10 protein-coding genes are annotated in these 12,335 nt (G+C 75.6%); 8 read left to right on the plus strand and 2 right to left on the minus strand.

Going from position 1 to position 12,335, the window contains the following annotated elements:
• Nucleotides 1–28: 28 nt before the first annotated feature.
• Nucleotides 29–682, plus strand: a complete 654-nt coding sequence (locus ACIBIW_RS02780) for an ATP-binding protein (RefSeq protein ID WP_399331171.1) — start codon at nt 29–31, stop codon at nt 680–682.
• 266 nt (nt 683–948) lie between these two features.
• Here the strand turns inward: ACIBIW_RS02780 and ACIBIW_RS02785 are convergent, their stop codons facing one another.
• Nucleotides 949–1,698, minus strand: coding sequence for a SigE family RNA polymerase sigma factor (locus ACIBIW_RS02785; protein ID WP_399331173.1), 750 nt, complete (start codon nt 1,696–1,698; stop codon nt 949–951).
• 295 nt (nt 1,699–1,993) lie between these two features.
• Between ACIBIW_RS02785 and afsQ1 the strand changes: the two genes are divergently transcribed.
• From afsQ1 to ACIBIW_RS02815, 6 genes are all read left to right on the plus strand, one after another.
• Nucleotides 1,994–2,671 carry a two-component system response regulator AfsQ1 gene (gene afsQ1 / locus ACIBIW_RS02790; protein WP_255955886.1) on the plus strand — a complete coding sequence of 226 codons (678 nt, stop codon included), beginning with the start codon at nt 1,994–1,996 and terminating at the stop codon, nt 2,669–2,671.
• 47 nt (nt 2,672–2,718) lie between these two features.
• Complete coding sequence (locus tag ACIBIW_RS02795) at nt 2,719–4,473, plus strand: ATP-binding protein (RefSeq protein WP_399331889.1); 1,755 nt, start codon at nt 2,719–2,721, stop codon at nt 4,471–4,473.
• Complete coding sequence (locus tag ACIBIW_RS02800) at nt 4,470–5,072, plus strand: hypothetical protein (protein WP_399331175.1); 603 nt, start codon at nt 4,470–4,472, stop codon at nt 5,070–5,072. Before ACIBIW_RS02795 ends, ACIBIW_RS02800 begins: the two co-directional genes overlap by 4 nt.
• A 101-nt stretch (nt 5,073–5,173) precedes the next feature.
• Nucleotides 5,174–5,746, plus strand: coding sequence for a DUF1707 domain-containing protein (locus tag ACIBIW_RS02805; protein WP_399331891.1), 573 nt, complete (start codon nt 5,174–5,176; stop codon nt 5,744–5,746).
• Nucleotides 5,747–5,848: 102 nt separating this feature from the next.
• Nucleotides 5,849–9,193, plus strand: a complete 3,345-nt coding sequence (locus ACIBIW_RS02810; RefSeq protein ID WP_399331177.1) for an AfsR/SARP family transcriptional regulator — start codon at nt 5,849–5,851, stop codon at nt 9,191–9,193.
• 190 nt (nt 9,194–9,383) lie between these two features.
• The gene (locus ACIBIW_RS02815) at nt 9,384–10,199 is read left to right on the plus strand and encodes a BTAD domain-containing putative transcriptional regulator (RefSeq protein ID WP_399331179.1); all 816 of its coding nucleotides are present in this window, start codon (nt 9,384–9,386) and stop codon (nt 10,197–10,199) included.
• A gap of 14 nt (nt 10,200–10,213) precedes the next feature.
• Here ACIBIW_RS02815 and ACIBIW_RS02820 read toward each other — a convergent pair whose 3' ends face one another.
• A complete protein-coding gene (locus tag ACIBIW_RS02820; protein WP_399331180.1) occupies nt 10,214–11,545 on the minus strand; it encodes a YcaO-like family protein in 1,332 nt (443 codons plus the stop codon).
• A 191-nt stretch (nt 11,546–11,736) separates the two neighbouring features.
• Here ACIBIW_RS02820 and ACIBIW_RS02825 point away from each other — a divergent pair, with 191 nt between their 5' ends.
• Entirely contained in the window at nt 11,737–11,880 is a 144-nt protein-coding gene (locus tag ACIBIW_RS02825; RefSeq protein ID WP_399331182.1) for a hypothetical protein, read from the plus strand.
• The last annotated feature ends 455 nt before the right edge of the window (nt 11,881–12,335 follow it).

The raw sequence follows: 12,335 nt of genomic DNA on the forward strand, positions 1-12,335 counted from the left end.
GGCCGGCGATGCCGCACACTGATATCTCGTGACACAGCATCCCCTGCACCCCCCGATACCGGCACGCGTCGTGCTGCTGTGCGGGCCATCCGGCTCGGGCAAGTCGTCCTTCGCGGCCCGCAGCGGGCTGCCCGTCCTGTGTCTCGACCACTTCTACAAGGAGGGCGACGACCCCACGCTGCCCCGGGTCCCCGGCACCGACGACATCGACTGGGACTCGCCCGACTCGTGGGACGCGGCGGCGGCCGTCGCCGCGGTCCGCGACCTGTGCCGCCAGGGCCGCGCGAGACTGCCGGTGTACGACATCGCGCGCAGCGCGAGGACCGGCGAGGACACGATGGACATCGAGCGGATGCCGCTGTTCGTCGCCGAGGGCGTGTTCGCGGCGGACATCGTCGCGCAGTGCCGCGCGCTCGGGGTGCTCGCGGACGCGATCTGCCTGCGCGGGCGGCCCTCGACCACCTTCCGCAGGCGGCTGCTCCGCGATCTGCGGGAGGGCCGGAAGTCGCTGCCGTTCCTGCTGCGCCGCGGCTGGCGCCTGATGCGCGCGGAGCGTTCGATCGTGGCACGCCAGAGCGGGCTCGGCGCCCATCCCTGCGGGCGCGACGAGGCGTACGGCAGGGTCGCCGCCGCGGCGGCGGGACGCTGCGCCCCCGCCGCCCCCGCCCAGCGCGCGGCCTGACGGGGGCGGGGCGCGCGGCCCGACAGGAGCCCCGCCGCGGCCGCGCCCCGCGACCCGCCCCCGTACACACGAAGGGACCCGGACGGCCCCCCAGCCGTCCGGGTCCTCCTCGTACCTCCCCCTACGCGCCGCTCCCCCCGGGGCGGCGTCTCCCCCGTGCTGCCGCCGCTCCCCCCGGGGCGGCGGTTCCTCCCCCGTGCTCCCGTCGCTCCCCCCCAGGTGCGACGGGTTCGGCCACCACTCCCCCCCGGGGCGGTGGCCGTCCCTCAGGCGACGAGTTCGCCGAAGGACTCCTCCTGGTCGCGGCCGAGGCTGAGGCTCTCGTCGTCCCGCAGCCGGCGCAGCGAGCGCCAGATGCTGGACTTCACCGTGCCCACGCTGATGTCGAGGATGTCCGCGATCTCCGGGTCGGTACGGCCCTCGTAGTAGCGGAGGACGAGCATGGTCCGCTGGAGTTCGGGGAGCCGGGCCAGCGCCTGCCACAGGACGGTGCGCAGTTCCGTGCCGCGCATCGCGTCCGTGTCGCCGACGGTCTCCGGCAGTTCCTCGGTCGGGTACTCGCTGAGCTTGCGCCTGCGCCAGGCGCTGATGTGCAGATTGGTCATGGTGCGGCGCAGATAGCCGCCGACGGCGGCCTTGTCGCTGATCCGGTCCCAGGCACGGTACGTCGAGAACAGGGCGCTCTGGAGCAGGTCCTCCGCCTCGAAGCGGTCCCCCGTCAGGTGGTACGCGGTGGCGTACAGGGAGGCGCGGCGCTCCTGGACGTAGGCCGTGAAGGCGGCCTCCGCCTCGGCCGTGGGCTTCCGCTCCCCCGCGGGCGCCCCCTGGCCTGCGCCGCGCGTCTCCCCCCGCGCGTCGACCACCGTCATGTAACCGGTGTGCTGACGCCCGGCGCCGCGAGCGCACCCCCGCCCGCTCACGGCACCGGACTTCTCGTGCCCGGGGCCGCCCCGTCCGAGGGCATCGTGCAGACGCGTGACCACCGCGCTCGAAGCTGTGCTCTGCGGCGTGTTCATCTCGCGCCCCCCTCGGTCGGCGTTCCCCGGTCGTTCGCTGCGGGACAAAAGCTTGCCGAGGGCAGTTCATGACGCTGTCCGCCGACTGTCACAGGCGCGTCACAGCGGGCGGGCCGGGCCGCGGCGGTGGTCACGGCGGTCGCGTGCCGCTCCGCGAACGGCGGTCGCACCCGGCTCCCTGCGGGCGACACAACGCCCATAAGGGACAAAGGGGTCGCGGGGGACCGTGAGGGTGCGGTGTGAGACAGGCTCCACCAGTCGAAACCCCGCCCCCCTATGAGACACAATGGCCCGCGTGCCTTCCCTGTTGCTGATCGAGGACGACGACGCCATCCGCACGGCCCTGGAGCTGTCGCTGACGCGCCAGGGGCACCGCGTTGCCACGGCCGCCACCGGCGAGGACGGTCTGAAGCTGCTGCGCGAGCAGCGGCCCGACCTGATCGTGCTCGACGTGATGCTGCCGGGCATCGACGGTTTCGAGGTCTGCCGCCGCATCCGGCGCACCGACCAGCTCCCGATCATCCTGCTGACGGCGCGCAGCGACGACATCGACGTGGTGGTCGGCCTTGAGTCGGGCGCCGACGACTACGTCGTCAAACCGGTACAGGGCCGGGTGCTCGACGCCCGTATCCGCGCGGTGCTGCGCCGCGGCGAGCGGGAGGCCAACGACTCGGCGACGTTCGGCAACCTCGTCATCGACCGGGCCGCCATGACCGTCACCAAGAACGGCGAGGACCTCCAGCTCACGCCCACCGAGCTGCGGCTGCTGCTTGAGCTGAGCCGCCGCCCTGGCCAGGCGCTGTCCAGGCAGCAGTTGCTGCGCCTGGTGTGGGAGCACGACTACCTGGGCGACTCCCGGCTCGTGGACGCCTGTGTGCAGCGGCTGCGCGCCAAGGTCGAGGACGTGCCGTCGTCCCCGACGCTGATCCGCACGGTACGCGGCGTCGGCTACCGGCTGGACACGCCTCAGTGACGACACCGCGTGACGAGGTACGCGGCTTCGCCGCGGCACGCAGGGCGATATCGTCCCGGCTGCCCGGCTCCCGCGGCGGCGCCCACGCCCCGGCCGCGGCCCCGCACGGGCGCGAAGGGGAGCACGCGGGGAAGCACACGGACGGCGCCGAGGCCGTCGAAGGGGGCGAGGCGGGCGAGGGGGGCGCCGCCGCGCCCCGGCGCCGCAGACGCAGTACGAGCCTGCGGCTGCGGCTCGTGGTGGTCTTCGGCCTCGTCGCGCTGACCGCCGCGGTCGCCGCGTCCGGCATCGCGTACTGGCTCAACCGGGAGGCCGTGCTGACCCGGGCGCAGGACGCCGCGCTCAACGACTTCCAGCAGGAGATGCAGAACCACGCGAGCGTGCTGCCCTCGGACTCCGGCCGGGACGAGTTGCAGCACGCGGCGGGCCTGATGGCCGACAGCAGCCAGCACTTCAGCGTGCTGCTCGTGGTCGGCGAGGGCGGCGAGGGCGTTGTCGTGGGCAACTCCGACCTCGACTTCACCCTCGCCGAGGTGCCGGACTCGCTGCGCACCGCGGTCGGCAAGCGGCAGCCGCTGAGCGGCGGGAACAAGCAGCCGTACCACCTGTACTGGCAGCGGGTGGTGGAGCACGGCACGCCCTATCTGGTGGGCGGCGCCAAGGTGTCGCCCGACGGCCCGACCGGCTACATGCTGAAGTCCCTCGAACCCGAGGCCAAGGACCTGAACTCGCTGGCCTGGTCGCTGGGTATCGCCACCGCGCTCGCGCTGGTCGGGGCCGCGCTGCTGGCGCAGGCCGCGGCGACCACCGTGCTCAAGCCGGTGCACAGGCTCGGGGTGGCGGCGCGCCGCCTCGGCGAGGGTAAGCTCGACACCCGGCTGCGGGTGTCGGGCACCGACGAGCTGGCCGAGCTGTCCCGCACCTTCAACAGGGCCGCCGAGTCGCTGGAGAAGCAGGTCGCGGACATGAGCGCGCGGGAGCAGGCGTCCCGCAGGTTCGTGGCGGACATGTCGCACGAGCTGCGTACCCCGCTGACCGCGATCACCGCCGTGACGGAGGTGCTCGAAGAGGAGCTGGACGCGGAGACCGGCAGCGTCGACCCGATGATCGAGCCCGCGGTGCGGCTCGTCGTCAGCGAGACCAGGCGGCTCGGCGACCTGGTGGAGAACCTGATGGAGGTGACCCGCTTCGACGCGGGCACCGCGCGTCTCGTCCTCGACGACGTGGACATCGCCGACCAGATCACCGCCTGTATCGACGCCCGCGCCTGGCTCGACGCCGTCGAACTCGACGCCGCGCGCGGCATCGTCGCCCGGCTCGACCCGCGCCGCCTCGACGTCATCCTGGCGAACCTGATCGGCAACGCCCTCAAGCACGGCGGCTCCCCGGTCCGGGTGTCCGTGCGGACCGAGGCCGCGGCGGCGGGCGGCGTGGAGCGCGTGGTCATCGCGGTACGCGACCACGGCCCGGGTATCCCGGAGAACGTCCTGCCGCATGTCTTCGACCGCTTCTACAAGGCGAGCGCGTCCCGCCCCCGCTCCGAGGGCAGCGGCCTCGGCCTCTCCATCGCGCAGGCCAACGCGCACATCCACGGCGGCTCCATCACCGCGGCCAACTCGCCGGCGGGCGGCGCGGTGTTCACGCTGCGGCTGCCCAGGGACACCGCAGACGACGCAGACGACGCAGACGGCGGGGACACGGGGGCCACGGGGGACGGTGCCAAGGCCGGGGGCGGCGCGGGCAGCGGTGACGGCGGCGGAGCCGCGAAGGACGGCGGGCAAGAGGGAGGTGGCCGGCGGTGAGGGCGTGGGTCAGGGCGGCGGTGGGAGTGCTGTGCGCGGCCGGTCTCACCGGCTGCGGCATCCGCTCCACGTCCGTGCCCACGGACTTCGGGCCCGCGCCCTCCAAGGCGCCCTGCGCGCTGTCGGGGCCGACGGTGGAGGCGCAGCCCGTGCAGGGGCTGCCGGTGCAGGTGTTCCTGGTGTGCGCCTCGCAGTTGGTGACGGTGGACCGCCTCGTCCACATTCCCTCGGGAAACGGCTCCACCGACCGCGTCCAGGTCGCGCAGGCCCTGATCGACCAGCTCGCGGAGAAACCCGCGGAGTCCGAGTCGCAGGCCGGCTACACCTCGGACGTGCGCGGCGGTATGGCCGTGTCGGGGCCGCGGCACGGCGAGCCCGACGGCACGCTGCGTCTCGGCACCTCGCCCTCGCGGCTCGGCTCGTACGCGCTCGCGCAGGTGGTGTGCACGCTGGCGATGTCCTCGGCGGCCGACGAGGACGGCACCGTGATCCTCGGCGGCCCCGGCGACGAGCAACTGCGGCGCTACCACTGCACCTCGCAGGTGCGGGCGAGGCCGGGCAGCAGCGAGCCGTCGAGCGCCCCCGTCGGGAAACCCTGAAGCCCGTACCGCGGGAGCGGCCGGGCGTGAGATGGTGCTGACGGTGCTCACCGTGCTGTGACTTTTCACCACTTCACCTCTCGGGACGGAGTACGGCCGTGATGGACATGAACGCCGGGGGACGGCCGGACCACACCCCCGCCTCCCCCGCACCCGCGCTGCGCGCCTCCGACTCCGACCGGGAGCGCGCGGTGAACGAGTTGCAGCGGGCGGTGGCCGCGGGCATGCTCAGCCTCGCCGAGTTCGAGGAGCGCACCGGGAGGGCGCTGGTCGCCGCGACCCTGGCCGATCTGAAGGCGCTGCTCGCCGACCTGCCCGCGGCCAGGCCCGCGCCTGGCGCGATGCTGCTGGAGACCGGCAGCGGCAAGCTGGTGCGCGAGGGCGCCTGGCTCGTCCCCGCGAGGCTGCTGCTGCGCTGCCAGTCGGGAGTGGTCAAGATCGACACCACCCAGGCCGAGTGCCACCACTCCGAGGTGGTGCTCGACATCCAGTGCGGCTCGGGCCAGATCCGGGTGACGGTGCCCCGCCACTGGACCGTACGTGTCGAGTCGGTACGGGTGCACACCGGCCGCGTGGTGGACCGCACCCGGCCCACGGACGGCTCAGGCCCGGTCCTGCGCGTCTTCGCCGACCTGGGCAGCGGCACCCTGCGGCTGCGCCACCCGCGGCGGTAGCGGGTCCCGCCCCTGCTACGCGGGGCTCCGGCGATCCCCTGTGTCCTCCGGCGATCCCCTGCGTCAGGGAGCCTCGGACGGTACGGCCTAGTGTTCGAGGTTATGGCACATGGCGTCGTATCGTTCAGGCTGCTCGGGCCCGTCGGCATGTCGGTGGAGGGGCGGTGGCTGCCGCTCACCGGTAAACAGCGCGCCCTGCTGGGGGCGTTGCTCCTCCAGGCCAACCGGGTCGTCTCGGTGGAGCGGATCACCGACCGGCTGTGGGGCGAGCGCCCGCCGGTCTCGGCCGGGGCCCGGGTGCGCGCCCTCGTCGCCGAGCTGCGCAGGGCCTGCGGGCCGCGCGCCCAGGACCTGATCGCCACCCGCAGCCCCGGCTACCTGCTGCGGGTGGGCGACGCGGAGCTGGACGCCTCGGTCTTCCTGCGGCAGGTGGCACTCGCGCGCCGCGCCGCCGCCGAGGAGCGCCCGCAGGACGCGCTGCACCACTACGACCTGGCGCTCGCGCAGTGGTACGGCACCCCGTACGACGGGCTGCTCTGGCCGGACGCCGACGCCGAGGCGTCCCGGCTCGCCGAGCACCGGCTGGCCGCGCGCGAGGGCCGCGCCGAGGCGATGCTCGCCCTCGGCAGGCCCGCGGAGGCCGTGCCGGAGCTGATCGGGCTCGCCGCCGCCAGGCCGCCGCGCGAGCGCGCGCACGAACTGCTGATGGTGGCCCTCCACGGGAGCGGGCGGGTGGGCGAGGCGCTTGAGGTCTACCGCGGGTTCAGGGCCGCGCTCGTCGGCGAACTCGGCGTGGAGCCTTCGAGGCGGCTGCGCGGCCTGCACCAGCGGATGCTGGCCGGGGTCCCCGAGCGGGCACCTGTGCGGGCACCTGAGCCGGCGCCGCGGGAGGCCCGCCGTCCCGCCTCCCCGGGGCGGGCGGCCGTGATTCTGCCCGCCGTGGCACCGGCGCCCGACACCCCCGTGCCGCGGCAACTGCCCGCCGCGCCCGGCGGGTTCGTCGGGCGGGAGGCGGAACTCGACCTGCTGGACGCGGTCACCGCCGACCGCGACCGTCCCGTGGTCGTGGTGGGCAGGGCGGGGGCGGGCAAGACGGCGCTCGTCACACGCTGGGCGCACCGCGCCGCCGCCCGCTTCCGGGACGGGCAGCTCTTCCTGGCCATGCGCGGCTTCGACGCCGAGGGCCGGATGGAGCCCGCGGAGGCGCTGCCCCTGCTGCTCGAAGCGCTCGGCAGGCCCCCGAAGGACATCCCGGGCGACCTGGCGGCGCAGGCCGCGCTGTACCGCTCGCTGCTCGCGGAGCGCAGCGTGCTGCTGGTGTTCGACAACGTGGCGAGCGCCGACCAGGTCAGGCCGCTGCTGCCGGGCGGCCCCGGCTGTCTCGCGGTGGTGACGAGCAGGGACAGGCTCGGCGGGCTCCTCGCCCGCGAGGGCGCGGCCCGGGTGACGGTGGGCACGCTCGGCGAGCGCGAGTCGCTGCGGCTGCTCGCGCGCGCCGCGGGGGAGCACCGGGTGCGGGCGGAGCCTGCGGCGGCGGCCGAGCTGGCCGCCAGGTGCGGGCATCTGCCGCTCGCCCTCGCGGTGGCCGCCGCCAGGCTCGCGGACCGGCCCGCGCACCGCGTCGGCGACCTGCTGGCCGAACTCGCGGGCCGCGGGCCGCTGTCCGGGCTGCGGGTCGCCGGCGACGAGACGACCGCGGTGCGGCACGCCCTCGCCCTGTCGTACCGGGCGCTCGCCCCGCAGGCCCGCCGTGTCTTCCGGCTGCTGGCCCTCGCCCCGAGCGGCGGCGTCGGGGTGCGGGCCGCCGCCGCGCTCGCCGGTACCGGCACCGCCGCCGCGGCCGACCTGCTGGACGAGCTGGCCAGGGTGCACCTGGTGGCAGAGGGCCCCGCGGGGCGGTTCTCCTGCCACGACCTGCTGTACGAGTACGCGGCGGAGCGCACCGCGGCCGAGGACGGCGCCGCCGAGCGCGCCGCCGCCGTGGCGCGGCTCCAGGCGTACTACCTGTACTCGGCCGCCGCCGCGGTCGCGGTCTGCCGCTGGCACGTGCTGGTGCCGCCCCCCGGCCAGGGTCCTGCGAGCGCGCACCCCGAGTCGTTCGCGGGCCGCGGGGCCGCACTCGCCTGGCTCGACGCGAACTGGCCGGAGATCACGGCGGCGGTGTCGCTGCCCGGGATCCTCGACGGGCGGCCGATGGCGTGGCTGCTGGTGTGCGTGCTCCAGGACTATCTGCACCACCACCGGCCGCTCGCCGAGTGGCGGCGGCTCGCCGGTACGGCGCTGGACGCGGCGCGTGGCGCCGACGACTCCCAGGGCGTCGCCGTGGTGCGGCTGTCCCTCGGCAACGCCAACTGGCGCCTCGGCAGGCTCCAGGACGCGCGCCGTGAGTTCGCCGCGGCGCTCGGCGCCGCGCGGCGCGCGGGCTTCGTGCTCGGGGAGGCGGACGCGCTCCGCGGCGAGGGCGTGGCGCTGAAGCAGCTCGGCAGGCCGCGGGCGGCGCTCGGCCGCTACCGGGCGTCGATCGGGCTCGACCACCGGCTCGGCAACGTCAGGGGGGAGGCGGCGGGCCTCAACAACCTGGCGTCCGCGCTGCTGACCCTCGGCAGGCTGGGCCAGGCCGAGGAGTGCCTGACCCGCTGCCTGCCGCTGGCGGAGCGCGAGTGCAACGACAACATGGTCACCATCGCGCTCGTCAACCTCGGCCTGGTCCGCCAGGAGCAGGGCAGGCTCGCGGAGGCCGCCGACTGCCTCGGCCGTGCGCTCGGCGTCGCCAGGGCGGCGGGGGTGCCGTACGGCGTGGCGGTCGCCCTGGAGACGGCGGGCCGGGTCCATCTCGACGCGGGGCGCTGGGCGGAGGCGGCCGAGACGTACGGCGAGGGGCTGCGCACGGCACGGCAGGTGGAGAACCTCAACTGCCAGGTGGACACCCTGGTCGGACTCGCCGACGCCCATACGGGGCTGGGCGACCCGGCCCGCGCCAGGGGCCTGCTCGCCGAGGCCGAGGACATCGTCGAGCGTACCGGGCACACCGCGGGCCGGGTGGAGCTGCTGGTCGCGCTCACCACAGCCGAACTCGGCCTCGGGCACACGGAGAACGCGGCCGAGGCGGTCGCCGAGGCGCTGGTCCTGGCCGCCGACGGCAATCCGCTCGCCGTGGCCAGGGCGCTCACCGCCAGGGCCGAGGTGTGCCTGGCGCGGGGCGCGGCACCGCGGGCGGCCCTCGCGGCCCGCGACGCGCTGCGGGTGTCGCGGCGCACCGGGCAGTGGCTCGTGCACGCGGGCGCGCTGGTGCCGCTGGGCAGGGCGCGGCGGCTCGCGGGCGACGAGAGCGGCGCCCGCGCCTCGTTCGGCCGTGCGCACCGCTACTTCGTGCGGCTCGGGGTGCCGCGGCAGGAGGAGACGGCGCGGCTGCTCGCCCCCGTAAGGACGGCCGGGCGCGACGCCTGACGGCCGGGCCCCGGGTGTGTCCGTCCCGCCCGCGCGCGGGCCATGCGGTTTCCGCGCGTTTTCCGTGCGGGGGCCGTGCGCCGCGATGGCAGCCTGCCCGTCGGACGCGCATTTCCGGCCACTGGCCGGTGCGGGCGCGAGTGACGACTCAGAACTGGCCGCAAGGCCCGCGGCCGGGCGAGGAGCGGGGATGCACATTCATCTGCTGGGCGCGGTGCACGTGGTGAACGGGGAACGAAGGACACGGCCGGGTTCCGGCCGCGTCCGCAGCCTGCTGGCGGCGCTGGCGTGGCAGCCGGGGGAACTCGTCCCCGACAGCCGGCTGATCGAGCGGATCTGGGGCCAGCGCCTGCCGGCCGATCCGATGGACGCGCTGTACACCTGCGCCAAGCGGCTGCGCGGGGACCTGGGGCTCGCGGGCGGCGCGGGGCAGCGCCTCGTGGTGCGGCTGCGCGGGGGCTATCTGCTCGACACCCCGCGCGAGAGCGTGGACCTGCACACGTTCCGTACGCTGGTGCGCTCGGCCCGGGAGGCGAAGGAACAGGCCACCGCCGCCTGCCGTTACGAGCGCGCGCTGGGCATGACCACGGCGACGCCGCTCGCCGACGTCGACTCGGCCTGGGCCGACGGGGCGCGCGAACTCCTCGCGCAGGAGCGGCGCTCGGCCCTGGTGGCGGCGGCGCGCACCTGGCTGCGGGCGGGCCACCACACGGATCTCGTACCGGAACTCATGTCGCTCGCCCAGGAGCGCCCGCTGGACGAGGCGGTCGCCGGTCTGCTGATGGAGGCCCTGTACCGGGACGGGCGCACGGCGGAGGCGCTGGCGTGCTACGCGTCGGTGCGGCGGCGGCTCGTCGACGAGGTGGGCGCCGAGCCGGGGCCCGAGCTGCGCGCCGCCCAGCAGCGCCTGCTCAGCCACACCGCGGGCGCGCCGGGCCGCTTGGGGGAGGAGCGCGACGCGCTGCTCGTGCCGTGCGCCGCGGACGGAGCCTGCGCCGCGGACTGAGCGGGCGCCCGGGGCTACCCGAGCGGCTGGGGCCACGGGTTCAGCTCCTGGCGTGACAGCACGCGGTGGCCCATGCGGGCGGGGGCGCGGTACAGGCGGGGGTGGGCGGTGAACTGGACGGGCGGCTCCAGGCTCATCGGCTGGAGGTCGGGCACGACGACGCTCACCGCCGTGAGCCCCGCGTCCGCCAGCTCGCGCGGCGTGCGGTCGGCGGCGACGGGCCGTGCCCCGATCGCGGCGAGCCTGCGCAGCAGTTCGGCCAGCGCCTCCCGGGGGTCCCGCGGCAGCGGCGGCCTGCGCGGGGCCGGGGGGCGGGTGTCGTCGTCCAGCAGGAAGCCGAAGGCGGGGGCGTGCTCGGGCAGGCCCATGTAGCGCGTGGTGTCCCCGGCGGCCCGCATCAGCGCGGGGTCGGCGGGGGCGGCGCCTGAGGCGTGCACATAGCGGGTGGCGCCGATCGCTTCGAGCAGCGCCTTGCGCGCCGCGCTCCCGAGGTCGCGGGCCGCGCCCGCGCCGACGACGCGGTGCGCCCTGGGGTCGTGGTCGGCGGCGACGACGCAGTACACGACGGGTATGCCCAGGTCGGTGGTGGCGTCGAAGAGCCGTACCCGCCTGAAGCGGCTCTCGCACCAGGCGACGAGCGAGCGCACCGGCGCGTCGAGCGCCTCGGGCGCGACCGGGGGCAGCGGCAGCCGCTGGAGCCACAGCAGGGCGTTGGCGTCCCGCTCCACGATCTCCAGCAGGCCCCGTACGACGGCCTCCACGGGGTCGGTGTGCACGGCGAACCCGGTGGAGATACGGCACGCGAAGTACTCGGCGGGCACCGACTCGGTGACGCCGTAGCAGGCCAGCACCGAGGGGGTCCACACCGGCTCGCCCGCCAGCAGGTCGAGGGTCTCGGTCCAGCGGATGGTGGCGCCGGGGTCGAAGGGCACCAGGCGGCAGTCGGGGCGCGCGTACTCCTCGGCGGAGCAGCGCGGGTAGCGCTCGGGTTCGAGGCAGTCGCCGCGCAGTTCGTCGGCGCTCGCCCAGACGCGCTCCTCGCCCAGCAGGTCGCGGCCCGCGTACCGCTCGGCGCTCTCCGCCACGGCGACCAGCCTGGCGTGCTCGGTGTCGCCCCAGGACTGGCCGCTGCCGGTCAGCTCCTCGTGGTAGGCGAGCGAGCGCGGCCGCGCCACGCCGCCGCGGGCCAGCCAGTACCCGAGCCCGGGCACCGCCACGTCCGCAAGCTCCCGTACCGACGACACGAGCCCGTACGGCGACACGAGCGAGTCGGGCCGGAACGTCCCGCTCGCCCCGGCGGGCCGCGGGGGCGCGGCCGCCGCGCCGCCCTTGTCCTTCGTCGTCATCCCCGCCCCCGCCCAGGCTCGTCCGGCATGGCCACGAGCCTGCCAGCGGGTCCTGTCGGCGCCCCGTCGCACGGCGGCGGACGGCCGACGGAACGCCGACAGAACCGCGACCGGCGGCCGACGGGGCGGCGACAGGACCCGCGGTCAGACTTGCCACGTCCCATTGGAAACCGCCTGTTCAGGAGGAAGTCATGGCTGCGGAAGACACCGAGCTAGACAACGGTCTCGACCTCGACGTGGACGAGTACGACGAGTTCAGCACCCTCGGCCTCAAGCTGCCCTGCGGCTGCGGCCCCGCGTCGAACATCCAGTGCTCCAACCCGCTGTGCGCGTGAGCCCCACCACCGCGCGCCGCTAGGTCCTGTCTGGTGATTCGCGTCGGATCAGGTCGCGGCGTCTGGTGCTGGGGGTACCTCCCACGCCTTTCGGGCAGTGGGGGAGCATCGCAAGGCGGTGGGGGCGCCCCCGGGCCCTCAGGGCCCAGGGGGAGGTCGTCCGCGTACTGGAGGTACGTGGGCGTGCCCGGCAACGCGGCGTGGGGGCACCTCCCGGCCGAAGGCTGGGGGAGTGCGGTGCCTGGGGGTACCTCCCGGCCGAAGGCTGGGGGAGCGTCGCGACCCCGGCGGGAATTGCCAGACAGGGCCCAGGGAGCGTCGTCCTGACGGTTCCGGCGGCAGCAGGACGGCGGACTCCCCGGCACCGGATCACCCGCTCGTCGCCCTTCCCCCGCGGCGAGCGGGCCCGGCCGTGTCCCCGCCCGAAGCGTTGACAGCGTGTGAAGCATCCAAAG

It is taken from the genome of Streptomyces sp. NPDC050560 (assembly GCF_044457285.1).
Taxonomy (GTDB): Bacteria; Actinomycetota; Actinomycetes; order Streptomycetales; family Streptomycetaceae; genus Streptomyces.